24 protein-coding genes are annotated in these 25,412 nt (G+C 72.0%); 23 read left to right on the forward strand and 1 reads right to left on the reverse strand.

The window, feature by feature from the left end:
• Positions 1 to 4 precede the first annotated feature (4 nt).
• From ACFV2X_RS29990 to nusB, 9 genes are all read left to right on the forward strand, one after another.
• Positions 5 to 853, forward strand: coding sequence for a shikimate dehydrogenase (locus tag ACFV2X_RS29990; protein ID WP_385622280.1), 849 nt, complete (start codon positions 5 to 7; stop codon positions 851 to 853).
• 151 nt (positions 854 to 1,004) lie between these two features.
• Entirely contained in the window at positions 1,005 to 2,189 is a 1,185-nt protein-coding gene (gene aroC, locus ACFV2X_RS29995) for a chorismate synthase (RefSeq protein WP_385622282.1), read from the forward strand.
• Between the two features lie 35 nt (positions 2,190 to 2,224).
• A complete protein-coding gene (locus ACFV2X_RS30000) occupies positions 2,225 to 2,728 on the forward strand; it encodes a shikimate kinase (protein ID WP_089510375.1) in 504 nt (167 codons plus the stop codon).
• A complete protein-coding gene (gene aroB / locus ACFV2X_RS30005; RefSeq protein WP_385622286.1) occupies positions 2,725 to 3,819 on the forward strand; it encodes a 3-dehydroquinate synthase in 1,095 nt (364 codons plus the stop codon). The genes ACFV2X_RS30000 and aroB overlap by 4 nt, the downstream gene beginning before the upstream one ends.
• Positions 3,816 to 4,256 (forward strand): type II 3-dehydroquinate dehydratase, encoded by a 441-nt coding sequence (gene aroQ / locus ACFV2X_RS30010; protein WP_385622289.1) that lies wholly within the window; start codon positions 3,816 to 3,818, stop codon positions 4,254 to 4,256. Before aroB ends, aroQ begins: the two co-directional genes overlap by 4 nt.
• Positions 4,257 to 4,405: 149 nt before the next feature.
• Positions 4,406 to 5,350 carry an AAA family ATPase gene (locus ACFV2X_RS30015; protein ID WP_385622292.1) on the forward strand — a complete coding sequence of 315 codons (945 nt, stop codon included), beginning with the start codon at positions 4,406 to 4,408 and terminating at the stop codon, positions 5,348 to 5,350.
• A 93-nt stretch (positions 5,351 to 5,443) separates the two neighbouring features.
• Complete coding sequence (locus tag ACFV2X_RS30020; RefSeq protein WP_385622295.1) at positions 5,444 to 6,559, forward strand: M24 family metallopeptidase; 1,116 nt, start codon at positions 5,444 to 5,446, stop codon at positions 6,557 to 6,559.
• A gap of 57 nt (positions 6,560 to 6,616) precedes the next feature.
• Entirely contained in the window at positions 6,617 to 7,183 is a 567-nt protein-coding gene (gene efp, locus ACFV2X_RS30025; RefSeq protein ID WP_089510370.1) for an elongation factor P, read from the forward strand.
• 2 nt (positions 7,184 to 7,185) lie between these two features.
• Entirely contained in the window at positions 7,186 to 7,638 is a 453-nt protein-coding gene (nusB, locus tag ACFV2X_RS30030) for a transcription antitermination factor NusB (RefSeq protein ID WP_385622298.1), read from the forward strand.
• A gap of 144 nt (positions 7,639 to 7,782) precedes the next feature.
• On the opposite strand, the gene bldD is transcribed toward nusB, so the two are convergent.
• Entirely contained in the window at positions 7,783 to 8,283 is a 501-nt protein-coding gene (gene bldD, locus ACFV2X_RS30035; protein WP_014056259.1) for a transcriptional regulator BldD, read from the reverse strand.
• 197 nt (positions 8,284 to 8,480) lie between these two features.
• Here bldD and pyrR point away from each other — a divergent pair, with 197 nt between their 5' ends.
• From pyrR to ACFV2X_RS30105, 14 genes are all read left to right on the forward strand, one after another.
• Positions 8,481 to 9,065 carry a bifunctional pyr operon transcriptional regulator/uracil phosphoribosyltransferase PyrR gene (gene pyrR, locus ACFV2X_RS30040; RefSeq protein WP_385622301.1) on the forward strand — a complete coding sequence of 195 codons (585 nt, stop codon included), beginning with the start codon at positions 8,481 to 8,483 and terminating at the stop codon, positions 9,063 to 9,065.
• Between the two features lie 211 nt (positions 9,066 to 9,276).
• Positions 9,277 to 10,254: an aspartate carbamoyltransferase catalytic subunit gene (locus ACFV2X_RS30045; RefSeq protein ID WP_385622304.1), complete on the forward strand. Its 978-nt coding sequence runs from the start codon at positions 9,277 to 9,279 to the stop codon at positions 10,252 to 10,254.
• A 2-nt stretch (positions 10,255 to 10,256) separates the two neighbouring features.
• A complete protein-coding gene (locus ACFV2X_RS30050; protein ID WP_358642470.1) occupies positions 10,257 to 11,552 on the forward strand; it encodes a dihydroorotase in 1,296 nt (431 codons plus the stop codon).
• Complete coding sequence (locus ACFV2X_RS30055) at positions 11,549 to 12,187, forward strand: hypothetical protein (RefSeq protein WP_385622308.1); 639 nt, start codon at positions 11,549 to 11,551, stop codon at positions 12,185 to 12,187. Before ACFV2X_RS30050 ends, ACFV2X_RS30055 begins: the two co-directional genes overlap by 4 nt.
• Positions 12,184 to 13,323, forward strand: a complete 1,140-nt coding sequence (gene carA, locus ACFV2X_RS30060; RefSeq protein ID WP_385622311.1) for a glutamine-hydrolyzing carbamoyl-phosphate synthase small subunit — start codon at positions 12,184 to 12,186, stop codon at positions 13,321 to 13,323. The genes ACFV2X_RS30055 and carA overlap by 4 nt, the downstream gene beginning before the upstream one ends.
• Positions 13,316 to 16,627: a carbamoyl-phosphate synthase large subunit gene (carB, locus tag ACFV2X_RS30065; RefSeq protein ID WP_385622314.1), complete on the forward strand. Its 3,312-nt coding sequence runs from the start codon at positions 13,316 to 13,318 to the stop codon at positions 16,625 to 16,627. The genes carA and carB overlap by 8 nt, the downstream gene beginning before the upstream one ends.
• 110 nt (positions 16,628 to 16,737) lie before the next feature.
• Complete coding sequence (locus tag ACFV2X_RS30070; RefSeq protein ID WP_385622317.1) at positions 16,738 to 17,892, forward strand: quinone-dependent dihydroorotate dehydrogenase; 1,155 nt, start codon at positions 16,738 to 16,740, stop codon at positions 17,890 to 17,892.
• On the forward strand, positions 17,889 to 18,737 hold the full coding sequence (gene pyrF / locus ACFV2X_RS30075; RefSeq protein ID WP_385622321.1) for an orotidine-5'-phosphate decarboxylase: 849 nt from the start codon (positions 17,889 to 17,891) through the stop codon (positions 18,735 to 18,737). The genes ACFV2X_RS30070 and pyrF overlap by 4 nt, the downstream gene beginning before the upstream one ends.
• Before the next feature lie 205 nt (positions 18,738 to 18,942).
• On the forward strand, positions 18,943 to 19,266 hold the full coding sequence (locus ACFV2X_RS30080) for an integration host factor (protein WP_009713618.1): 324 nt from the start codon (positions 18,943 to 18,945) through the stop codon (positions 19,264 to 19,266).
• A gap of 38 nt (positions 19,267 to 19,304) precedes the next feature.
• Complete coding sequence (gene gmk, locus ACFV2X_RS30085) at positions 19,305 to 19,898, forward strand: guanylate kinase (RefSeq protein WP_358642459.1); 594 nt, start codon at positions 19,305 to 19,307, stop codon at positions 19,896 to 19,898.
• A gap of 105 nt (positions 19,899 to 20,003) precedes the next feature.
• A complete protein-coding gene (gene rpoZ, locus ACFV2X_RS30090; RefSeq protein ID WP_014174956.1) occupies positions 20,004 to 20,276 on the forward strand; it encodes a DNA-directed RNA polymerase subunit omega in 273 nt (90 codons plus the stop codon).
• 107 nt (positions 20,277 to 20,383) lie between these two features.
• On the forward strand, positions 20,384 to 21,592 hold the full coding sequence (gene coaBC / locus ACFV2X_RS30095) for a bifunctional phosphopantothenoylcysteine decarboxylase/phosphopantothenate--cysteine ligase CoaBC (RefSeq protein WP_385622327.1): 1,209 nt from the start codon (positions 20,384 to 20,386) through the stop codon (positions 21,590 to 21,592).
• Between the two features lie 291 nt (positions 21,593 to 21,883).
• Entirely contained in the window at positions 21,884 to 23,092 is a 1,209-nt protein-coding gene (gene metK / locus ACFV2X_RS30100; RefSeq protein ID WP_385622329.1) for a methionine adenosyltransferase, read from the forward strand.
• A gap of 92 nt (positions 23,093 to 23,184) precedes the next feature.
• Complete coding sequence (locus ACFV2X_RS30105) at positions 23,185 to 25,332, forward strand: primosomal protein N' (RefSeq protein ID WP_385622332.1); 2,148 nt, start codon at positions 23,185 to 23,187, stop codon at positions 25,330 to 25,332.
• Positions 25,333 to 25,412 lie beyond the last annotated feature (80 nt).

Consider the following 25,412-nt stretch of genomic DNA (forward strand, 5'->3'; position numbering starts at 1 on the left):
AAAGATGTCGGAAAACCGCAGGGCCGCGGTGCTCGGCTCGCCGATCGCCCACTCCCTGTCCCCGGTGCTGCACCGCGCCGCGTACGAGAAGCTGGGCCTGGCGGGATGGGCCTACGACCGCCACGAGGTGGACGAGACCGCGCTGCCCGGCTTCTTCGAGCGGCTGGACGCGACGGCCGGTGACCGGCCGTGGGCGGGGCTGTCCCTGACCATGCCGCTCAAGCGCGCGGTCATCCCGCTGCTCGACGAGATCAGCGATACGGCGGCGTCGGTGGAAGCGGTCAACACGGTTGTCTTCACGGATGACGGCCGCCGGGTCGGCGACAACACCGACATCCCCGGCATGGTCGCGGCGCTGCGCGAGCGCGGTGTCGAGCGGGTGGCGGGCGCCGCCGTGCTGGGCGCCGGGGCCACGGCCTCCTCGGCCCTGGCCGCGCTGTCCCGCGTCTGCGAGGGCGAGGTCACCGCGTATGTGCGCAGCGAGGCACGGGCCGCGGAGATGCGGCAGTGGGGAGAGCGGCTGGGGGTGACGGTCCGTACGGCGGACTGGGACGCCGCGGCCGAGGCGTTCCGCGCACCCCTGGTGATCGCCACCACCCCCGCGGGCACCACGGACGAGCTGGCCGCGTCCGTCCCCGACCGCCCCGGTGCCCTCTTCGACGTGCTGTACGACCCATGGCCGACCCGGCTCGCGGCCGCCTGGGCGGACCGCGGCGGCGCGGTCGTCAGCGGCCTGGACCTGCTGGTGCACCAGGCGGTGCTCCAGGTCGAGCAGATGACCGGCCGGACCCCGGCCCCCCTGGCCACCATGCGCGAAGCGGGCGAGGCGGCCCTCGCCGGTCGCGCCCTCTGATTCTCCCGAGCCCTAAAAGAGATGGGGTCCGCCAGCTGGACCGGGGCTCGGGGGCGTCACCGGACGTGGGAGGATCGGAGGTGGCGGGCCAGGGCCGCGCGCTGCCCGGGCCATGCCGCCGTACGTCGAGGCGCGAGCATGAGGAGCACCGTTGAGCAGGTTGCGCTGGCTGACCGCGGGGGAGTCGCACGGCCCCGCACTCGTGGCGACGCTGGAGGGACTGCCCGCCGGTGTGCCGATCACCACCGACATGGTGGCGGACGCCCTCGCCCGCCGGCGGCTCGGCTATGGGCGCGGTGCCCGGATGAAGTTCGAGCGCGACGAGGTCACCTTCCTCGGCGGCGTTCGGCACGGCCTCACCCTCGGCTCCCCGGTGGCCATCATGGTCGGCAACACCGAGTGGCCCAAGTGGGAGCAGGTCATGGCGGCCGACCCGGTGGACCCGGACGTGCTCGCCGGGCTGGCCCGTAACGCCCCGCTGACCCGGCCCCGCCCGGGCCACGCGGATCTGGCGGGCATGCAGAAGTACGGCTTCGACGAGGCCCGGCCGATCCTGGAGCGGGCCAGTGCCCGCGAGACCGCCGCGCGCGTCGCGCTCGGCACGGTCGCCCGCTCGTACCTGAAGGAGACGACGGGCATCGAGATCGTCTCCCACGTCGTGGAGCTGGCCGCGGCCAAGGCCCCGTACGGCGTCTACCCGACCCCCGCGGATGTGGCGCGACTGGACGCCGACCCGGTGCGCTGCCTGGACGCGGACGCGAGCGACGCGATGGTCGCCGAGATCGACCAGGCCCATAAGGACGGCGACACGCTCGGTGGCGTCGTCGAGGTGCTGGCGTACGGCGTGCCGGTGGGCCTGGGCTCGCATGTCCACTGGGACAGGCGGCTCGACGCCCGGCTGGCCGCCGCCCTGATGGGTATCCAGGCCATCAAGGGCGTCGAGGTCGGCGACGGCTTCGGCCTGGCCCGGGTGCCGGGATCCAAGGCGCACGACGAGATCGTGCCGGGCGAGGACGGCATCAAGCGGGCCTCGGGCCGCTCCGGCGGCACCGAGGGCGGGCTGACCACGGGCGAGCTGCTGCGGGTGCGCGCCGCGATGAAGCCGATCGCGACCGTGCCGCGGGCCCTGGCCACGGTGGATGTCACGACGGGCGAGCCGACCCAGGCCCACCACCAGCGCTCGGACGTCTGCGCGGTCCCGGCCGCGGGCATCGTCGCGGAGGCGATGGTGGCGCTCGTCCTCGCGGACGCCGTCGCGGAGAAGTTCGGCGGCGACTCGGTCACCGAGACCCGGCGCAACGTCAAGGGCTTCCTCGACAACCTGGCCATCAAGTGAGCGGCCAGGCGACCGGCCCGGGAGCGAGCGGGCCCGTGATTGTGCTGGTCGGGCCCATGGGCGTGGGGAAGAGCACCGTCGGACGGGTGCTCGCCGAGCGACTGGGCACCGGCTTCCGGGACACCGACACCGACATCGTCGAGTCGGCCGGCAAGCCGATCTCAGAGATCTTCATCGACGAGGGCGAACCGCACTTCCGCGAGCTGGAGCGGCAGGCCGTACGGGCCGCGGTCGCCGAGCACCGCGGGGTGCTGGCCCTCGGTGGCGGCGCGATCCTGGACGACTCGACCCGCGCCCTGCTGGCCGACCTGCCGGTCGCCTTCCTGGAGATGGGCGTCGCCGAAGCGGTCAAGCGCACCGGCCTCGACGCGCCGCGCCCGCTGCTCGCCGTCAACCCGCGGCAGCGCTGGCGCGAGCTCATGGAGCAGCGCCGTCCGCTGTACACCGAGGTGGCCCGCGCGGTCGTGTCGACAGAGGGCCGCACCCCCGAGGACGTCGCCGACGCGGTCCTCGACGCACTGGAGTTGAAGGACGCATGAGCACCGACACACCCACCCGTATCCAGGTCGGCGGCACCGCGGGCAGCGAGCCGTACGAGGTCCTGGTCGGCCACCGGCTGCTCGGCGAGCTGCCCGGCCTCATCGGCACGGCGGCCAAGCGCGTCGCCGTGCTGCACCCGGAGGCGCTGGCCGAGACCGGCGACGCCATCCGCCAGGACCTGCTCGGGCAGGGCTACGAGGCCATCGCGATCCAGCTGCCCAACGCGGAGGAGGCCAAGACCGCCGAGGTCGCGGCGTACTGCTGGAAGGCGCTCGGCCAGACCGGCTTCACCCGCAGCGATGTGATCATCGGCGTCGGCGGCGGCGCCTCCACCGACCTCGCGGGCTTTGTCGCGGCGACGTGGCTGCGCGGGGTGCGCTGGATCGCCGTCCCGACGACCGTGCTCGGCATGGTGGACGCGGCGGTCGGCGGGAAGACCGGTATCAACACCGCCGAGGGCAAGAACCTGGTCGGCGCCTTCCACCCGCCGGCCGGGGTGCTGTGCGACCTGGCCGCGCTGGAGTCGCTGCCGGTCCACGACTACGTCAGCGGCCTCGCCGAGATCATCAAGGCGGGCTTCATCGCCGACCCGGCGATCCTGGAGCTGATCGAGGCGGACCCGGAGGCGGCCCGCACCCCCGCGGGACCGCACACCGCCGAGCTCATCGAGCGCTCCATCCGGGTGAAGGCCGAGGTCGTCTCCTCCGACCTCAAGGAGGCGGGGCTGCGGGAAATCCTCAACTACGGCCACACCCTCGCCCACGCCATCGAGAAGAACGAGCGCTACAAGTGGCGGCACGGCGCGGCGGTCTCCGTCGGCATGGTCTTCGCCGCCGAACTGGGCCGACTCGCCGGGCGCCTGGACGACGCCACGGCCGACCGGCACCGCGCGGTCCTGGGCTCCGTCGGCCTGCCGCTGACCTACCGCGGCGACCAGTGGCCCCGGCTGCTGGAGACCATGAAGGTCGACAAGAAGTCCCGCGGCGACCTGCTGCGCTTCATCGTCCTCGACGGTCTGGCCAAGCCCGCGGTGCTGGAGGGCCCGGACCCGGCCGTGCTGCTCGCGGCGTACGGAGAGGTGTCCGCGTGACCCGCAGGGTGCTCGTCCTCAACGGCCCCAACCTGGGGCGGCTCGGCAGCCGTGAGCCGGACGTCTACGGCGCGACCTCCTACGCCGGGCTCGTGGAGGAGTGCGGGAAACTCGGCGCTGAGCTGGGCTTCGAGGTCGATGTGCGGGAGACCAACGACGAGGGCGAGATGATCCGCTGGCTGCACGAGGCGGCGGACGGCGCGATCCCGGTCGTCATCAACCCCGGGGCCTTCACGCACTATTCGTACGGGATGCGGGACGCGGCGGCACAGCGCACCGCGCCGCTGGTCGAGGTGCATATCTCCAACCCGCACGCGCGGGAGGAGTTCCGTCACAACTCTGTCATCGCGGCGGTCGCCAGCGGCACCGTCGCCGGGTTCGGAATCGGGTCGTATCGCCTCGCATTGCGGGCTTTGGCCGACGAATTGGCCGGATGACGGCTGTCGCTGGGCACACACCGTATTCCCCGGCCGTTCACACAGTGGCGGCCGGGGCAGGTACCGTTCGGTAGAACCGGCCTCACCGCCGCGTCTTCACGCGACAGTTGCCAGTACCAGACCGCCTGCACGAGACGGAGTGCCACCGGATGCAGCACTCAGTGGGAGCTCCGCTGCCACCGCCCCATCAGCCCGGACCGGCCCCCGACGCGGGCGGCGCGGGCTGGGCCCAGGGCACCGGCCACCACCCGGGCCCTCACCAGGCCCACCACCCCGGCCCCCACCCGGCCAGTCCGCCCGGCCCCCCTGGCTCCCACCCGGCCAGCCCCCCTGGCTCCCACCCGGCCAGCCCCCCTGGCTCCCACCCGGCCCACCCCGCCCCGCCGCCCCCCGTCCCTCCGGCCCCGCTCCATCCGACGCCGGCCCCGCCGCCCATGGACCCCTCGGGCGTCACCGGCCATATTCAGCTTCCGCCCGGCGGCCCGGTGCCGCTGCCGCATCCGCCGGCCGGCGGCGCGGCGATGGCCGACGCCTCGCAGGCGGCGGTGGCCGTGCTGCTGATCGGCCCGGCCGGGGCGGGCAAGACGACCGTCGCCCGCCATTGGGCCGACCGCCGGCGGGTGCCGACCGCGCATATCAGCCTGGACGATGTGCGCGAATGGGTCAGGTCCGGTTTCGCCAATCCGCAGTCGGGGTGGAACGAGAACTCCGAGGCGCAGTACCGTCTCGCCCGCCGCACCTGCGGCTTCGCCGCCCGTAACTTTCTGGCCAACGGGATCTCCTGCATCCTGGACGACGCCGTCTTCCCGGACCGCCCGGTCGTGGGCCTCGGCGGCTGGAAGCGCCATGTCGGCCCCGGCCTGCTGCCGGTCGTCGTGCTGCCGGGCCTCGAGATCGTCCTGGAGCGGAACGCGGCCCGTAGCGGCAATCGCCGGCTGAGCGACGAGGAAGTGGCCCGCATCCACGGCCGGATGGCCGGCTGGTACGGCTCGGGCCTGCCGATCATCGACAACTCCACGTACGACGTGGAGACCACGGCCCGCATGCTCGACGAGGTCGTCGCCCGCAGCATCGCCTCCCCGCCCAGCTGGTAAGTGGGCGGCAGCTGGTAAGTGGAGAAGGTGGGCGGGCCCCCATTCGGGTCGCCCGACCGGCCGTGGCGGGCCGCACTGCGTAGGCTCAGGATCATGTCCCAGGCGTACGCGGCCCGACGTGCCCGGCTGCGCGATCAGTGCGCGGCGGCGGGTGGTGAGGCCGCGCTGGTCTCCAGGTCGGCCAATGTGCGCTATCTGTGCGGCGGCGGGGTGCCGCCCGGTGCCGTGCTGCTGCTGGGGCCGGTCCAGGATGTGCTGGTGGCGCCCCTGACGCCGTTCTGGGAGCCGCTGCCCGGTGGTTCGTACCACCCCGAGGACCTGCGGATTCTCGTGCTGCCAGGTGAGGGCGGGGACCCGGCCGGGGCCGCCGCCGACCTGGCCGCCGCGGACGGCGCCGAGTCGCTGGCCGTCGAGGAGCACCATCTGACCGTCGCCCGCCACCGGGCGCTCGCCGCGGCGGCCCCCCGGCTGCGGCTGGTGGATCTGGGCCGGGCCGTGGAGCAACTGCGGCTGATCAAGGACGACGAGGAGATCTCCTGTCTGCGGATCGCCGCCGAGCTCGCCGATCAGGCGCTCGGCGAGTTGCTCGAGTCGATCCTGGTCGGCCGGACCGAGCGGCATCTGGCACTGGAGCTGGAGCGCCGGCTGGTGGATCACGGCGCGGACGGCCCGGCCTTCCCCACGGTCGTGGCCACCGGGCCGAACTCGGGCCGGGCCGGGCACACACCCACCGACCGGCGGGTCGAGGAGGGTGATTTCCTCGCCATCGGCCTGGGCGCCGACTACCGCGGCTACCGCTGCGAGGTGGGGCGCACGTTTGTGATCGGACCGTCTCCCGCCACCTGGCAGGTGGAGCTGTACGACGCGGTCTTCGCGGCGCAGCGGGCCGGGCGGGAGGCGCTGGTACCCGGTGCGGCCTGCCGGGATGTGGACCGCGCGACCCGTCAGGTGCTGGACTCCGCGGGGTTCGGCGAGGGTCTTGGACCGCGGATGGGACACGGCGTGGGCCTGGAAATCGACGAGGACCCTCGGCTCGCACCCTCGGCCATGGGTAAACTGGACGCTTGTGTGCCGGTCACTGTCGAACCGGGGGTCCACCTCCCGGGCCGGGGCGGTGTCCGGATCGACGACACGCTCGTCGTCCGCCCCGAGGCGGACGGCGGACCCGAGCTACTCACCATCACGACCAAGGAGCTGCTGGCGCTCTGACTCTGCGCGTCGCATCTTTGCGGTCCCACCAGCTGTAGTCCAGGAGATCCCGCAACCGTGGCATCCACGAACGACCTCAAGAATGGCCTGGTGCTCAAGCTCGACGGGGGCCAGCTCTGGTCCGTCGTCGAGTTCCAGCACGTCAAGCCCGGCAAGGGCCCTGCTTTCGTCCGCACCAAGCTCAAGAACGTGCTGTCCGGCAAGGTGGTCGACAAGACCTTCAACGCCGGCGTGAAGGTCGAGACGGCCAATGTCGACAAGCGCGGCATGCAGTTCTCGTACAAGGACGGCGAGAGCTTCGTGTTCATGGACATGGACACCTTCGACCAGATCTACATCAGCCCCGAGGTCGTCGGCGACAACGCCCGATACCTGCTCGAGGGTTTCGAGGCCGTCGTGGCGATGTACGAGGGCAACCCGCTGTACGTCGAGCTGCCGGCCGCCGTCGAGCTGGTGATCGAGTACACCGAGCCCGGCGTCCAGGGCGACCGCTCCACCGGCGGCACCAAGCCCGCCAAGCTGGAGACCGGCTACGAGATCGGCGTCCCGCTCTTCATCACCACCGGTGAGAAGATCAAGGTCGACACCCGCTCCGGTGAGTACCTCGGTCGGGTGAACAGCTAACCGTGGCTGCCCGCAACAAGGCCCGTAAGCGTGCCTTCCAGATCCTTTTCGAGGCCGATCAGCGTGGCACCTCCGTGCAGACGGTCCTCGCGGACTGGATCCGGCACGCCCGGACCGACGACCGGCAGCCGCCGGTCAGCGAATACACGATGCAGCTCGTCGAGGGGTACGCCCAGTACACGGCCCGGATCGACGAGCTGATCTCCACCTACGCGGTGGGCTGGACGCTGGACCGGATGCCGGTCGTCGACCGGAACATTCTGCGGCTCGGCGCCTACGAGCTGGTGTGGGAGGACGAGACTCCGGACGCCGTCGTCATCGACGAGGCGGTGCAGCTCGCCAAGGAGTTCTCCACCGATGACTCACCGGCCTTCGTCAATGGGCTCCTCGGCCGTTTCAAGGAGCTGAAGCCGAGCCTGCGACGGGGCGGCGAGCAGTCCACCACGGAAGCCTGAGCGCTCCGAGTCCGAGCGCTCCGAGCTTTACGCGTACAAAGCCGCCGGGGGCGGTGGAACCGAGTGGTTCCACCGCCCCCGGCGGCACGTTTCTGCTGGTCACTATCGGTTTTCTGGTGACTTCCAAAGAGGCCGCGCGCGGCGTCAGACGTCCTCGTGCTGGACGGCCCGACGCGCATCCGCGCCCAGCACACCCCAGCTGATCAGCTGCTCGGTCAGCACCGAAGGCGACTGGTCGTAGATCACGGCGAGAGTGCGCAAGTCGTCCTGGCGGATCGACAGCACCTTGCCGTTGTAATCCCCGCGCTGGCTCTGGATCGTGGCGGCGTACCGCTGCAGCGGCCCCGCCTTCTCGACCGGCACATGGGCCAGCCGCTCGAGGTCCAGCACCAGTTTCGGCGGCGGCTCGGCGGCCCCGGCCGGGCTGGTGCCCGGAAGCAGCTCCTGGACCGGGACGCCGTAGAAGTCGGCCAACTCGGCGAGGCGCTGCACGGTCACGGCACGGTCCCCGCGCTCGTACGAGCCGACCACGACGGCCTTCCAGCGGCCCTGGGACTTCTCCTCGACACCGTGAAGGGAGAGGCCCTGCTGGGTGCGGATGGCACGGAGCTTGGCTCCGAGCTGTTTGGCGTATTCGCTGGACATAAAGCTCCCCGGACGAAGACTGGTAACTCACTGTGAGGTTACGCAGCGTAATCTCCATTCGTCAAGCCGAACGGAGCGCAGGGGGCCTCGGCCAGGGGCGATGCCGGACCGGCCCGCCGCCCCTGCTACTGTGAATGGCGCAATTCCGACGTCCTTTAAGGTCCGTCCCGTGAGGCGGAGAAGGAGGTCCGTTTCGTATGGACGCACGTACTGCGGACGCGGCGCGCTCTGTGCTCGAGGCACCGGACATCGCCCGCGTTCTGACCCGCATCGCCCACGAGATCGTCGAGCGCGCCAAGGGCGCCGACGACGTGGTGCTCCTCGGCATCCCGACCCGTGGTGTGCACCTCGCCCGGCGGCTGGCCACAGGGCTCGAGGAGATCACCGGCAAGGCGCCCGGCGAGCTGCCGGTCGGCTCGCTCGACATCACCATGTACCGCGACGACCTGCGGCTGCGCCCGGCTCGCGCGCTCGCCCGCACCGACATCCCCGGCGACGGCATCGACGGCCGTCTGGTGGTGCTGGTCGACGATGTGCTCTTCTCGGGCCGCACCATCCGCGCCGCGCTCGACGCCCTGGGCGATATCGGCCGGCCGCGCGCCGTGCAGCTCGCGGTCCTGGTGGATCGCGGCCACCGCGAACTGCCGATCCGCGCCGACTACGTCGGCAAGAACCTCCCCACGTCGCTGCGGGAGACGGTCAAGGTCCAGCTCACCGAGGAGGACGGCCGCGACAGCGTGCTCCTCGGCGTGCGCGGGACCGCCCCCGCGGACGGGCAGTAGCCCGGACGGAGCCGTCGCGGCACGGAACCACGGACCACGGAACCACGGCTACGGAACCACAGCTACGGAACCGCGGAACCACGGCCGCCCACGGACTGGACCGGAGCCCCGGCGACCGCCGCGGGCCCGGTGCACCGGCCACGACGACGCCCCCTCGCCCCCGCCTGCCCGCCGCACGCCTGAACATCTCCCTCACCCACGGAGCAACCGGATGAAGCGCCACCTCATCTCGGCCGCCGATCTCACGCGCGACGACGCCGTCCTGATCCTCGACACCGCCGAGGAGCTGGCCCGTATCGCCGACCGGCCGATCAAGAAACTGCCGACCCTGCGCGGCCGCACCGTCGTCAACCTCTTCTTCGAGGACTCCACCCGCACCCGTATCTCGTTCGAGGCGGCCGCCAAGCGGCTGTCCGCGGACGTCATCAACTTCTCCGCCAAGGGCTCCTCGGTCTCCAAGGGCGAGTCCCTGAAGGACACCGCGCTCACCCTGGAGGCGATGGGCGCCGACGCCGTCGTCATCCGCCACCACGACTCCGGCGCCCCGCACCGGCTGGCCACCTCCGGCTGGATCGGCGGCTCGGTCGTCAACGCCGGGGACGGCACCCATGAGCACCCCACCCAGGCGCTGCTGGACGCCTTCACCATGCGCCGCCATCTGACCTCGGGCACCGGGCAGGACCTGGCGGGCCGCCGGATCACGATCGTCGGCGACGTCCTGCACAGCCGGGTCGCCCGCTCCAACGTCCATCTGCTGTCCACCCTGGGGGCCGAGGTGACCCTGGTCGCCCCGCCGACCCTGGTGCCCTTCGCGGTCGAGAGCTGGCCGTGCGAGGTCTCGTACGACCTCGACGCGGTCGTCGGCAAGTCCGACGCCGTGATGATGCTGCGGGTCCAGCGCGAGCGTATGCACGCCGCTTTTTTCCCCACCGAGCGCGAGTACGCGCGCCGCTACGGGCTTGACGGCGACCGGATGGCCCGTATGCCCGAGCACGCCATCGTCATGCACCCCGGCCCGATGAACCGCGGCATGGAGATCACCGCCGAGGTCGCGGACTCCGACCGCTGCACCGCCGTCGAGCAGGTCGCCAACGGCGTCTCGATCCGCATGGCCGTCCTGTATCTGCTGCTCGGCGGGAACGAGCCCGCCGTCACCACGTCCCGCACCGCCACCGAGGAGAGCAAGTAACCATGAGCGACACCCACAAGACCCTCCTCCGCGGTGCGAAGGTCCTCGGCGGCGAGCCGCGGGACGTGCTGATCGAGGGCGAGCGGATCGCCGCCGTCGGCACCGGCATCGACGCGGGCGACGCGACCGTGATCGACGCCACGGGGCAGATCCTGCTGCCCGGCCTCGTCGACCTCCACACCCATCTGCGCGAGCCCGGCCGCGAGGACTCCGAGACCGTCCACACCGGCACCCGCGCGGCCGCCGCCGGCGGCTACACCGCCGTCCACGCCATGGCCAACACCTTCCCGGTCGCCGACACCGCGGGCGTCGTCGAGCAGGTGTGGCGGCTGGGCAAGGAGTCCGGCTACTGCGATGTGCAGCCCGTCGGCGCCGTCACCGTCGGTCTGGAGGGCAAGAAGCTCGCCGAGCTGGGCGCCATGAACGACTCGGCCGCGGGCGTGCGGGTCTTCTCCGACGACGGCAAGTGCGTGGACGACGCCGTGATCATGCGCCGCGCCCTGGAGTACGTGAAGGCGTTCGACGGCGTCATCGCCCAGCACGCCCAGGAGCCGCGGCTGACCGAGGGCGCCCAGATGAACGAGGGCGTGGTCTCCGCCGAGCTCGGGCTCGGCGGCTGGCCGGCCGTCGCCGAGGAGTCGATCATCGCCCGCGATGTGCTGCTCGCCGCCCACGTCGGCTCCCGGGTGCACATCTGCCACCTGTCCACCGCGGGCTCGGTCGAGATCGTCCGCTGGGCCAAGTCCAAGGGGTGGAACGTGACCGCCGAGGTCACCCCGCACCACCTGCTGCTCACCGACGAGCTCGTACGCTCCTACAACCCCGTCTACAAGGTGAACCCGCCGCTGCGCACCGAGGCCGACGTCATGGCGCTGCGCGAGGCACTGGCCGACGGCACCATCGACTGCGTCGCCACCGACCACGCCCCGCATCCGCACGAGGACAAGGACTGCGAGTGGGGCGCGGCGGCCATGGGCATGGTCGGCCTGGAGACCGCGCTCTCCGTCGTCCAGCACACCATGGTCGACACCGGCCTGCTGGACTGGGCGGGCGTCGCCGACCGGATGTCGCACCGCCCCTCGGCCATCGGCCGCCTGGCCGGCCACGGGCGCCCCATCGCCCCGGGGGAGCCCGCCAACCTCACCCTGCTCGACTCCGCATACCGTGGTGTGGTGAACCCCGCGGGCTTCGCCTCCCGCAGCCGCAACACCCCCTACGAGGGCCGTGAACTGCCGGGCCGAGTGACGTACACCTTCCTGCGGGGCCGGGCGACGGTCGTGGACGGGAAACTGGCGTGACACCTCTGAGCAGTCTGAGCAACCTGACACATCCGGCGGCGGGCCACCTGGTGGGCCTGGCGGCCGAGCAGAAGTCGCAGGACGTGACGGACTGGGCCGCGCGCGTCGGCTGGGTCGTGGGCCTGCTGCTCGTCATCGCGCTCGTCTACTGGCTGATGCGCGAGGGATGGAAGTGGCGGGGCACGCTCCAGGGCGATCTGCCCGAGCTGCCCCAGGCCCCGGACCCGGCGGAGCTCGGGCCCGCCCGGCTGCACCTCTCCGGCCGCTACCACGGTTCGACCACCGCCGGGCAGTGGCTCGACCGGATCGTCGCCCAGGGACTCGGCACCCGCAGCCGCGCCGAGCTCACCCTGACCGAGCAGGGCCTGGCCGTCGTACGGCCCGGGGCAAGCGACTTCTTCATCCCGGCCGCGGGCCTGCGCGGCGCCCGGCTCGACAAGGGCATCGCCGGCAAGGTCCTCACCGAGGGCGGCCTGCTGGTGATCACCTGGCAGCTGGGCGACCGCCTGATCGACTCCGGCTTCCGCTCCGACCACGCGGCCGAGCACACCGCGTGGGTGGACGCCCTCACCGAACTCTCCGGCGGCCCCAGCGAAGCGGCCGCCACCTCGCACGACACGGAAGGCGCACGATGACCACCTCCAACAGGGGGGCCGAGAGCCCCGCAGTCCTCGTCCTGGAGGACGGCCGCACCTTCCGCGGCCGGGCCTACGGCGCCGTGGGGGAGACCTTCGGCGAGGCGGTGTTCTCCACCGGTATGACCGGCTACCAGGAGACCCTGACCGACCCCTCGTACCACCGCCAGGTCGTCGTCATGACCGCCCCGCACGTCGGCAACACCGGCGTCAACGACGAGGACCCGGAGTCGAAGCGGATCTGGGTCTCGGGCTATGTGGTCCGCGACCCCGCCCGGGTGCCCTCCAACTGGCGCTCGCGCCGCTCCCTGGACGAGGAGCTGGCCGCCCAGGGCGTGGTCGGCATCAGCGGTATCGACACCCGCGCCCTCACCCGCCATCTGCGCGAGCGCGGCGCCATGCGCGTCGGCATCTTCTCCGGGCAGCAGATCGCCGATGAGGCCGCGCTGCTGGCCAAGGTGCGGGCCGTGCCCGAGATGAAGGGCGCGGACCTGAGCGGTGAGGTCGCCACCACGGAGCGTTATGTCGTGCCCGCGATCGGTACCAAGCGGTTCACCGTCGCCGCGGTCGACCTCGGCATCAAGGGCATGACCCCGCACCGGATGGCCGAGCGCGGCATCGAGGTGCACGTCCTGCCCGCGACCGCCACCGTCGAGGACGTCTACGCCGTCAAGCCCGACGGGGTGTTCTTCTCCAACGGCCCGGGCGACCCGGCCACCGCCGACCACCCGGTCTCCGTGATGCGGGCGGTCCTGGAGCGCTCCACCCCGCTGTTCGGCATCTGCTTCGGCAACCAGATCCTCGGCCGCGCGCTCGGCTTCGGCACGTACAAGCTCAAGTACGGTCACCGCGGCATCAACCAGCCGGTGCAGGACCGCACCACCGGCAAGGTCGAGGTCACCGCGCACAACCACGGCTTCGCCGTCGACGCCCCGCTGGACGGGCCTTCCGACACCCCGTACGGGCAGGTCGTGGTCTCCCATGTGTGCCTCAACGACAACGTGGTCGAGGGCCTTCAGCTGCTCGACCGCCCCGCGTTCAGCGTCCAGTACCACCCCGAGGCCGCCGCGGGTCCGCACGACGCGGCCTACCTGTTCGACCGCTTTGTCTCCCTGATGGAGGGCCAGCGTGCCTAAGCGCACCGACATCCAGTCCGTTCTGGTCATCGGCTCCGGCCCGATCGTCATCGGCCAGGCCGCCGAATTCGACTACTCCGGCACCCAAGCCTGCCGCGTCCTACGGGCGGAGGGGCTGCGGGTCGTCCTGGTCAACTCCAACCCGGCCACGATCATGACCGACCCGGAGATCGCCGACGCGACGTACGTCGAGCCGATCACCCCGGAGTTCGTCGAGAAGATCATCGCCAAGGAGCGCCCCGACGCGCTGCTGCCCACCCTGGGCGGGCAGACCGCGCTCAACACCGCGATCTCCCTGCACGAGGCGGGCACGCTCGAGAAGTACGGCGTCGAGCTGATCGGCGCCAACGTCGAGGCCATCCACAAGGGCGAGGACCGCGACCTGTTCAAGGACGTCGTCGAGGCCGTCCGCACCAAGATCGGCCACGGCGAGTCCGCCCGCTCGGTCATCTGCCACTCCATGGACGACGTCCTCGCCGGCGTCGACCAGCTCGGCGGCTACCCCGTCGTCGTACGCCCCTCCTTCACCATGGGCGGCGCCGGCTCCGGCTTCGCCCACGACGAGGAGGAACTGCGCCGCATCGCCGGCCAGGGCCTGACGCTCTCGCCGACCACCGAGGTGCTGCTCGAAGAGTCCATCCTCGGCTGGAAGGAGTACGAGCTGGAGCTGATGCGCGACAAGCACGACAACGTCGTGGTCGTCTGCTCCATCGAGAACTTCGACCCGATGGGCGTGCACACCGGTGACTCGATCACCGTCGCGCCCGCGATGACGCTCACCGACCGCGAGTACCAGGTGCTGCGCGACATCGGCATCGCCGTCATCCGCGAGGTCGGCGTCGACACCGGCGGCTGCAACATCCAGTTCGCGGTCAACCCCGACGACGGCCGGGTCATCGTCATCGAGATGAACCCGCGCGTCTCGCGCTCCTCGGCCCTGGCGTCCAAGGCGACCGGCTTCCCGATCGCCAAGATCGCGGCCAAGCTCGCCGTCGGCTACACCCTCGACGAGATCCCGAACGACATCACGCAGGAGACCCCGGCCTCCTTCGAGCCGACGCTCGACTATGTGGTCGTCAAGGCCCCGCGGTTCGCCTTCGAGAAGTTCCCGAGCGCCGACTCCACCCTCACCACCACCATGAAGTCGGTCGGCGAGGCCATGGCGATCGGCCGTAACTTCACCGAGGCGCTGCAGAAGGCGCTGCGCTCGCTGGAGAAGAAGGGCAGCCAGTTCTCGTTCGTCGGCGAGCCCGGCGACAAGGCCGCCCTGCTGGACGAGGCCCGGCGCCCGACCGACGGCCGGATCAACACGGTCATGCAGGCCATCCGGGCGGGCGCCACCCAGGAGGAGGTCTTCGAGGCGACGAAGATCGACCCGTGGTTCGTCGACCAGCTCTTCCTGATCAAGGAGATCGCCGACGAGCTCGCGGCCGCCGAGAAGCTGGAGCCCGAGTTGCTGGCCGAGGCCAAGCGGCACGGCTTCTCCGACGCCCAGATCGCGGCCATCCGCTCGCTGCGCGAGGACGTGGTCCGCGAGGTGCGCCATGCGCTGGGCGTGCGCCCCGTCTACAAGACCGTGGACACCTGCGCCGCCGAGTTCGCCGCCAAGACCCCGTACTTCTACTCCTCCTACGACGAGGAGTCCGAGGTCGCGCCGCGTGAGAAGCCCGCAGTGATCATCCTGGGCTCGGGCCCCAACCGGATCGGCCAGGGCATCGAGTTCGACTACTCGTGTGTGCACGCCTCCTTCGCGCTGCACGACGCGGGCTACGAGACCGTCATGGTCAACTGCAACCCGGAGACCGTCTCCACCGACTACGACACCTCCGACCGGCTCTACTTCGAGCCGCTCACCCTGGAGGACGTGCTGGAGATCGTCCACGCCGAGCAGCAGGCGGGCCCGGTCGCGGGCGTCATCGTCCAGCTCGGCGGCCAGACCCCGCTGGGCCTGGCCCAGGCGCTCAAGGACAACGGCGTGCCGGTCGTCGGCACCTCGCCCGAGGCGATCAACCTCGCCGAGGAGCGCGGCGCCTTCGGCCGGGTGCTGACCGAGGCCGGGCTGCCCGCGCCCAAGTACGGCACCGCCTTCTCCTTCGCGGAGGCCAAGGGCATCGCCGCCGAGATCGGCTACCCGGTCATGGTCCGCCCCTCGTACGTGCTGGGCGGCCGCGGCATGGAGATCGTCTACGACGAGCCGTCCCTGGCCGCCTATCTGGAGCGGCACGCCGGGCTGATCTCCGAGCACCCGGTCCTCATCGACCGCTTCCTCGACGACGCCATCGAGATCGACGTGGACGCGCTCTACGACGGCCATGAGCTCTACCTCGGCGGCGTCATGGAGCACATCGAGGAGGCCGGTATCCACTCCGGCGACTCGGCCTGCGCGCTGCCCCCGATCACCCTCGGCGGCTTCGACATCAAGCGGCTGCGGTCCTCCACCGAGGCCATCGCACGCGGCGTCGGGGTGCGCGGGCTGATCAACATCCAGTTCGCCATGGCCGGGGACATCCTGTACGTCCTGGAGGCGAACCCGCGCGCCTCCCGTACGGTCCCCTTCACCTCCAAGGCCACCGCCGTGCCGCTCGCCAAGGCCGCCGCCCGTATCTCGCTGGGCGCGACCATCGCCGAGCTGCGCGCCGAGGGCCTGCTGCCGAGCGGCGGCGACGGCGGCACGCTCCCGCTGGACGCGCCGATCTCCGTCAAGGAGGCCGTGATGCCGTGGAGCCGGTTCCGCGACGCGTCGGGGCGCGGCGTGGACACCGTCCTCGGCCCGGAGATGCGCTCCACCGGCGAGGTCATGGGCATCGACTCGGTCTTCGGCGCGGCGTACGCCAAGTCGCAGGCCGGGGCGTACGGGGCGCTGCCCACCAAGGGCCGGGCGTTCGTATCCGTCGCCAACCGCGACAAGCGCTCGATGATCTTCCCGGCCCGTGAACTGGTCGCCCTCGGCTTCGAGCTGCTGGCCACCTCCGGTACCGCCGAGGTCCTCAAGCGCAACGGCATCAACGCGACCGTGGTGCGCAAGCAGAGCGAGGGCGAGGGGCCGAACGGTGAGAAGACCATCGTCCAGCTCATCCACGACGGCGGGGTCGACCTGATCGTCAACACGCCGTACGGTACCGGCGGCCGGCTGGACGGCTACGACATCCGTACGGCGGCCGTGGCCCGCTCCGTCCCCTGCCTGACCACGGTCCAGGCCCTCGCGGCCGCCGTCCAGGGCATCGAGGCGCTGGGCCGGGGCGAGGTCGGCGTCCGGTCGCTGCAGGAGCACGCGGAGCATTTGACCGCGGCCCGCGCGCAGTAGCGGAGGGGGCGCCGGGGCACCCGCCCCGGCGCCCGCTGCTCCGTGTCCGCCCCTGGCCCGCACGCCTTGGTCCTCGCCGTCTTGGCCCTCACTGTCGCAGAAAGCCCGCCATGTACCAGCTCTTCTTCCGTCTCGTCTTCCGCCATATGGACCCGGAGCGGGCACACCACCTGGCCTTCGGCTGGATCCGGCTGGCCGCCCGCGTTCCGGTCCTGCGGACCTTCGTGGCGGCCCTCCTCGCGCCGCGCCACCGGGCGCTGCGCACCGAGGCGTTCGGCCTGCGCATGCACGGGCCCTTCGGGCTCGCGGCCGGATTCGACAAGAACGCCGTCGGCGTCGACGGCATGGCCATGCTCGGCTTCGACCATGTCGAGATCGGCACCGTCACCGCCCAGCCGCAGCCCGGCAACCCCAAGAAGCGGCTCTTCCGCCTGGTCGCGGACCGGGCGCTGATCAACCGGATGGGCTTCAACAACGAGGGCTCGGCGGTGGTGGCCGCCCGCCTCGCGGCCCGCCGCGCCGGCCGCCCCGCGTTCCGGACCACGGTCGGCGTCAACATCGGCAAGACCAAGGTCGTCCCTGAGGCGGAAGCCGTCGCCGACTATGTGACCTCCACCGAGCGGCTGGCCGGCCACGCCGACTACCTCGTCGTCAACGTCTCCTCGCCCAACACCCCCGGGCTGCGCAACCTCCAGGCCGTGGACCAGCTGCGGCCCCTGCTGAGCGCTGTACGCGAGGCCGCGGACCGCACCGTCCCCGGCCGCCGGGTGCCGCTTCTGGTCAAGATCGCGCCCGATCTCGCCGACGAGGACGTGGACGCGGCCGCCGACCTCGCGGTCGAACTGGGCCTGGACGGCATCATCGCCACCAACACCACCATCGCCCGCGACGGCCTCGGCCTCGCCTCGGGACCGGAGCTCACCGCCGAGACCGGCGGTCTGTCGGGGGCGCCCCTGAGGGCCCGCTCCCTGGAGGTGCTGCGCCGCCTGTACGCCCGGGTCGGCGACCGGATCACGCTGGTGGGCGTGGGCGGGATCGAGACCGCCGACGACGCCTGGGAGCGGATCCTGGCCGGGGCCACGCTGGTCCAGGGCTACAGCGGCTTCATCTACGCGGGCCCGTTCTGGAGCCGCCGCATCCACCGCGGCCTCGCGGCCCGCCTCGCGGCAAGCCCGTACGCCACGCTCGCCGACGCGATCGGCGCCGAGGCCCGCAAGGCCGACGACGCTGGTGAAGCCCACAAGGCTGACAAGGAGAACGCATGACCCCCTTCGGTGCGCGCCTGCGCGGCGCCATGGACGCCCGCGGCCCGCTCTGCGTCGGCATCGACCCGCACGCCTCGCTGCTCGCCGACTGGGGGCTCGGGGACGACATCGCGGGCCTGGAGCGGTTCACCCGTACGGTTGTCGACGCCCTCGCCGACAAGGTCGCGGTCCTCAAGCCGCAGTCCGCGTTCTTCGAGCGCTTCGGCTCGCGCGGTATCGCGGTGCTGGAGCGGGCCGTCGCGGACGCCCGGGCCGCGGGCGCGCTGGTGCTGATGGACGCCAAGCGCGGCGACATCGGCTCCACGATGGCCGCGTACGCCTCGGCCTACCTGGACCCCGGCAGCCCGCTGTTCTCGGACGCGGTCACCGTCAGCCCGTACCTGGGCTTCGGCTCGCTGCGCCCGGCGCTGGACGCGGCGCGGGCGAGCGGGGCGGGGGTGTTCGTACTGGCGCTGACCTCCAACCCGGAGGGCGCCGAGGTGCAGCACGCCGTACGGGCCGACGGGGCGACGGTCGCCGCCACGGTGCTGGATCACCTCAAGGCGGAGAACGCGGAGGAGGCCCGCGCGGGCCGGCTCGGCTCGTACGGCGCGGTCGTCGGGGCGACGCTGGGGGGCGCGGCGGCGGAGGCCGGGGCGGATCTGGCGATCGGCGGCCCGCTGCTGGCTCCGGGCATCGGCGCCCAGGGCGCGACGCCCGCGGACCTTCCGGGAGTCTTCGGCGCGGCGGTGCGGAATGTGGTCCCGAGCGTCAGCCGAGGGGTGCTCCGGCACGGTCCGGACCCGGCTTCGCTCGCCTCGGCGGCGCTCCGAATGGCTGATCAAGTGCGCGCTGTGGCCGAATAAGCAGGGTATTTTGCCCCTAAATGTCCAAGTCGAGCGAGTCTGACCAGGACTTTTCGTCTGTTCTCGCTGACTGGAGCGGGATCGGCCGCTAGTCTCCGACCAGAGCCAACGCGCAGCTGCGTTGCGCGTTGCTCCGCAGGTGAGGGGCGACTAGGTTCCTCACCGGTCCGTATCCGACAAGTTCGACATCCGAGGTGACGTAGGCGTGGCTCTTCCGCCCCTTACCCCTGAACAGCGCGCAGCCGCGCTCGAAAAGGCCGCCGCGGCTCGCCGGGAGCGCGCCGAGGTCAAGAATCGACTCAAGCACTCCGGCGCTTCCCTGCACGAGGTCATCAAGCAGGGCCAGGAGAACGATGTCATCGGCAAGATGAAGGTGTCCGCTCTCCTGGAGTCCCTGCCTGGCGTCGGCAAGGTCCGCGCCAAGCAGATCATGGAGCGGCTCGGCATTTCCGAGAGCCGTCGTGTCCGCGGTCTGGGCTCCAACCAGATCGCATCGCTTGAGCGTGAGTTCGGCGGCGCCGCCGGCTGACGTTTCCAGGCACTCCGGGGAACCTGGATAATCGCTGCATGGCAGCACACTCCCGCGGGGCGACCCCCGTACCCCCGGACGCACGTCCGCGGCTGACCGTGCTCTCCGGCCCTTCCGGGGTCGGCAAGAGCACGGTCGTCGCTCATATGCGCAAGGCACACCCTGAGGTGTGGCTCTCGGTCTCGGCCACCACCCGCAAGCCGCGCCCCGGCGAGCGCCACGGTGTTCAGTACTTCTTCGTGGACGACGGGGAATTCGACAAGCTCATCGCCAACGGTGAGCTGCTGGAGTGGGCCGAGTTCGCGGGCAACCGCTACGGCACCCCGCGCGAGGCGGTCCAGAACCGCCTCGCCGCGGGTGAGTCGGTGCTGCTGGAGATCGATCTGCAGGGCGCCCGTCAGGTTCGCGACTCCATGCCGGAGGCGCAGCTGGTCTTCCTCGCTCCGCCGAGCTGGGAGGAGCTGGTGCGCCGGCTCACCGGCCGGGGGACCGAGCCGCCCGAGGTGATCGAGCGGAGGCTGGAGGCCGCCAGGACCGAGCTGGCCGCCGAGCCCGAGTTCGATACGACCCTGGTCAATACCTCCGTCGAGGACGTGGCGCAAGAGCTGCTAACCTTGATGCGAGTGGTTTGATCTTCACTGGTTTCATTGCGCCGGTCTCGGCCGAAGCGCCGGTCACCATAGAACGAATGCTGATCGAATTTCTCATCTCTTCATCACCCGTTCGGAAGGCAGAGAGTGTCCTCTCCCATCACCGCGCCCGAGGGCATCATCAACCCGCCGATTGATGAGCTGCTCGAGGCCACCGACTCCAAGTACAGCCTGGTGATCTACGCGGCCAAGCGCGCCCGTCAGATCAACGCGTACTACTCGCAGCTCGGCGAGGGCCTGCTCGAGTACGTCGGCCCGCTGGTGGACACCCACGTCCACGAGAAGCCGCTGTCGATCGCGCTCCGCGAGATCAACGCCGGCCTGCTGACCTCCGAGGCCATCGAGGCCCCGGCGCAGTAGTCGGAACTCCGACCACGGGCCCGGCGGCATGGCCGCCGGGCCCGTGGTGTGTCATGGGTACATACGTGACGGGGCAGCGCGCGACGCGGCGCGCGGAGAGGCGAGCGATGGACAAGCCGAAGGTCGTCCTGGGGGTGAGCGGCGGGATCGCCGCCTACAAGGCGTGCGAGCTGCTGCGCCGCCTCACCGAATCCGGCCATGAGGTACGGGTCGTACCGACCGACTCCGCGCTGCACTTCGTCGGGGCGGCGACCTGGTCGGCCCTGTCCGGCAACCCCGTCACCACCGAGGTCTGGGACTCCGTCCACGAGGTCCCGCACGTACGCATCGGCCAGTCCGCCGACCTCGTCGTGGTCGCCCCCGCCACCGCCGACCTGCTCGCCAAGGCCGCCCACGGCCTCGCCGGCGACCTGCTCACCAACACCCTGCTCACCGCCCGATGTCCGGTCGTCTTCGCGCCCGCCATGCACACCGAGATGTGGGAGCACCCGGCCACCCAGGAGAACGTCGCCACGCTGCGCCGCCGCGGGGCCGTCGTCATCGAGCCCGCCGTCGGGCGGCTGACCGGCGTGGACACCGGCAAGGGGCGGCTGCCCGAGCCCGGCGAGATCTTCGAGGTCTGCCGCCGGGTGCTCGCCCGCGGCACCGAGGAGCGCCGCCTCGACCTGGCCGGACGCCATGTCGTGGTGAGCGCCGGCGGCACCCGTGAGCCCCTGGACCCGGTGCGCTTCCTCGGCAACCGCTCCACCGGCAAGCAGGGCTACGCCCTCGCCCGGGCCGCCGTCGCCCGCGGCGCCCGGGTGACCTTGGTCTCGGCCAACAGCGAGCTGCCCGACCCGGCCGGCGCCGATGTGGTGCGGGTGGGCACCGCGGTGCAGCTGCGCGAGGCGGTGGTCAAGGCCGCCGCGGACGCCGACGCCGTGGTGATGGCCGCGGCAGTCGCCGACTTCCGGCCCGCGACCTACGCGGAGGGAAAGATCAAGAAGCGGGACGGACACGAGCCCGACCCGATCGTGCTGGTCCGCAACCCGGACGTGCTCGCCGAGATCTCCGCCGACCGCGCCCACCCCGGCCAGGTCATCGTGGGCTTCGCCGCCGAAACCGACGACGTGCTCGCCAACGGACGCGCCAAGCTCGCCCGCAAGGGCTGTGACCTGCTGGTCGTCAACGAGGTGGGGGAGCACAAGACCTTCGGCTCGGAGACCAACGAGGCCGTCGTCCTGGCGGCCGACGGCACCGAGACGCCGGTGCCGTACGGGCCCAAGGAGGTCCTGGCCGACACGGTCTGGGACCTGGTCGCCCGCCGCCTCGGCTGATCGGCGCCCGGTGCGGTCCGGCCGATCGGCGCGTTGCCCGGCAGACGTCGGGCCCGCTGATCGGTCACCATCGGGCCAACGGAGGGAATGACACTTTCCTGCCTCCCTGACAAGGCTGATTTTCCGGTCAGAGAGAGGTATGTTCCACGTCACGGCCTGCCCGCCCTGTGGGACGGGGATGCTCGACCGGTGACCGTGCCGGATAAACTGGCCGAGGAACCGCACCGAGCGCAGCTCTCGAGCGGTCCCAACCATGATCAGCCAGCAGCCGCTGCAACCCCAGGGAGCGATGTGTCCCGCCGCCTGTTCACCTCGGAATCTGTCACCGAGGGTCATCCCGACAAGATCGCTGACCAGATCAGCGACACCATCCTCGACGCGCTGTTGAAGGAGGACCCGACCTCCCGGGTCGCCGTCGAGACACTGATCACCACCGGCCTGGTGCATGTGGCCGGTGAGGTGACGACCAAGGCGTACGCACCGATCGCCACGCTCGTGCGCAACAAGATCCTCGAGATCGGCTACGACTCGTCGAAGAAGGGCTTCGACGGAGCCTCGTGCGGCGTCTCGGTGTCGATCGGCTCCCAGTCCCCGGACATCGCGCAGGGTGTCGACGCGGCGTACGAGGCCCGGGTCGAGGGTGATGACGACGAGCTGGACAAGCAGGGCGCGGGCGACCAGGGCCTGATGTTCGGCTTCGCCTGCGACGAGACCCCCGAGCTGATGCCGCTCCCGATCAACCTGGCCCACCGGCTCTCCCGCCGCCTGTCCGAGGTGCGCAAGAACGGGACCATCCCCTACCTGCGCCCGGACGGCAAGACGCAGGTCACCATCGAGTACGACGGCAACAAGCCGGTCCGCCTGGACACCGTGGTCGTCTCCTCGCAGCACGCCTCCGACATCGACCTCGACTCGCTGCTGGCACCGGACATCCGGGAGTTCGTGGTCGAGCACGTCCTGAACGGGCTCGTCGAGGACGGCATCAAGCTGGACACCGAGGGCTACCGCCTGCTGGTCAACCCCACCGGACGGTTCGAGATCGGCGGCCCCATGGGCGACGCCGGTCTCACCGGGCGGAAGATCATCATCGACACCTATGGCGGCATGGCCCGCCACGGCGGCGGCGCCTTCTCCGGCAAGGACCCGTCCAAGGTCGACCGCTCCGCGGCGTACGCGATGCGCTGGGTCGCCAAGAACGTCGTCGCGGCCGGCCTGGCCGCGCGCTGCGAGGTCCAGGTCGCCTACGCGATCGGCAAGGCCGAACCGGTCGGCCTGTTCGTCGAGACCTTCGGCACGGCCACGGTCGACCCCGAGAAGATCGAGCAGGCCATCTCCGAGGTCTTCGACCTCCGCCCGGCCGCGATCATCCGCGATCTGGACCTGCTGCGCCCGATCTACGCCGAGACGGCCGCGTACGGCCACTTCGGCCGCGAGCTTGAGGACTTCACCTGGGAGCGGACCGACCGCGTGGACGCGCTCCGCACGGCCGTGGGTCTGTAAGGCCCCCTGTACGAATCGGACACCGGCCCGGGCGCCCTGATGAAAGGGGCAAGCCCGGGCCGGTGTCCGTGTCGTCTGCTAAGACTGAAGCTGTGAGCAGCGACAACGGGCGGCCGGAGCCCGCGGCGGGGGAGCCGGGTGGCGAGCAGCTTGCGCTCATTCGGGAGAGCGTGCGCAAGGCCAAGGCGCCGAAGGCCAAGCCGCGGACGTGGCGGGGGGCCGCGCTGGCGCGGGAGCTGCCGGTCGCCAAGGTGCTGGTGGACAAGGGCCCGGTGCACCTGGACAAGCTGTGGGACTACGCGGTGCCCGCCGAGATGGACGCCGAGGCCAAACCGGGTGTGCGGGTGCGGGTCCGGTTCGGGGCCGGTACGGGGAAGGTGCGCGAGGGGCGCCGGGAGGGCGGGGGGCTGCTCGACGGGTACATCGTCGAGCGGGTCGCCGAATCCGACTACCGGGGGCCGCTGGCGGCCGTCGCGCAGGTGGTCTCGCCGGAGCCGGTGCTGGGGCCCGGGCTGCTCGCGCTGTGCCGGGCGGTCGCCGACCGGTACGCGGGATCGCTCGCGGACGTACTCCAGCTGGCCGTGCCCAAGCGGAACGTACGGGCCGAGGGCGAGCCGTCCGCGCCGCCGCTGCCGCCGCCGGGGGCGCCCGCGGCCGGGAGCTGGGAGCGCTATCCGGCCGGGCCCGGGTTTCTGGACGCGCTCGCGGGCGGCGGGATACCGCGGGCGGTGTGGACCGCGCTGCCCGGACCGCACTGGCCGCGCGAATGGGCCGTCGCGGTGGCCGCCACCCTCGCCTCGGGGCGCGGCGCGCTCGTCGTCGTCCCCGACGGGCGGACGGCCGCGCGGGTCGACGCGGCGCTCACCGAAGTGCTCGGCGGGGCGGGGCGGCATGTGCTGCTCACCGCTGACCTCGGGCCGGAGGAGCGCTACCGGCGGTGGCTGGCCGTCAGCCGGGGCTCGGTGCGGGCCGTGGTGGGCACCCGGGCGGCCATGTTCGCGCCCGTCAGGGGCCTGGGGCTGGTGGGGATCTGGGACGACGGCGACCAGAGCCACAGCGACGACCACGCACCGCAGCCGCACGCCCGCGACGTCCTGCTGCTGCGCGCCGTCCACGAGCGGACGGGGTTTCTGCTGGGCGACCTCGGCCGCACCGTGGAGGCCGCCCAGCTCGTCGAGAACGGCTGGGCCAGGCCCCTGGAGGCCGACCGCGAGCAGGTGCGGGCCGCGGCCCCGCTGATCCGTACGGTCGACGAGGGCGAGGTGGCCCGGGACGCCGAGGCGCGCGCCGCCCGGCTGCCCACGCTCGCCTGGCAGACCGTACGGGACGCGCTGACCCGGGGCCCGGTGCTGGTGCAGGTGCCGCGCCGGGGGTACGTACCCCGGCTGGCCTGCGAGCGCTGCCGAGCGCCCGCCCGCTGCGCGCACTGCGCCGGGCCCCTGGAGGCCCGGGACGCGGACCGGCTGGCGTGCGGCTGGTGCGGCCGGGCCGAGACCTCCTGGCACTGCGCCGAGTGCGGGGGCGTACGGCTGCGGGCGCGGATCGTCGGCGCCCGGCGCACCGCCGAGGAGCTGGGCCGGGCCTTCCCGGCCGTGCCGGTACGGACGTCCGGGCGCGACCATGTGCTGGACCGGGTGCCGGACCGTCCCGCGCTCGTCGTCAGCACCCCGGGCGCCGAACCGGTCGCCGACGGCGGATACGCGGCGGCGCTGCTGCTCGACGGCTGGGCCCTGCTCGGCCGCCCCGATCTGCGCGCGGGCGAGGAGGCGCTGCGCCGCTGGCTGGACGCGGCGGCGCTGGTACGGGGCCAGGGGGACGGCGGTCTTGTCGTGGTGACGGCCGAGCCGACGCAGCGGCCGGTGCAGGCGCTGGTGCGCTGGGACCCGGCCGGTTACGCGGCGCGGGAGCTGGCCGAGCGGGCCCAGCTGGGCTTTCCGCCGGTCTCCCGGATGGCCTCGGTCGCCGGCCCCGCCGAGGCGGTGGCCGAACTGATCGCCGCGGCCCCGCTGCCGGAGGGCACCGAGACCCTGGGCCCGGTCCCGCTGCCCCTGACGGAGCCCGGCCGCCCCCGCCGCCCCGGTCAGCCGCCGCCGGGGGAGGAGTGGCAGCGGGCGCTGCTGCGGGTACGCCCCGGACAGGGCAGCGCGCTCGCGGCCGCGGTCAAGGCGGCGAAGGCGCAGCGGCTGGCCCGGGGCGAGAAGGATCCGGCGGTGCGGATCGATCCGTTCGACATCGGCTGAGTGCTGAGTCGGGCTTCGGACGCGTCGGGCCTCGGACGAGCCGGGCTGCGGCCGGTGCGCCTGCTCAACTGCCTTGTCTG

This window comes from Streptomyces sp. NPDC059679, from assembly GCF_042734105.1.
GTDB lineage: Bacteria > Actinomycetota > Actinomycetes > Streptomycetales > Streptomycetaceae > Streptomyces.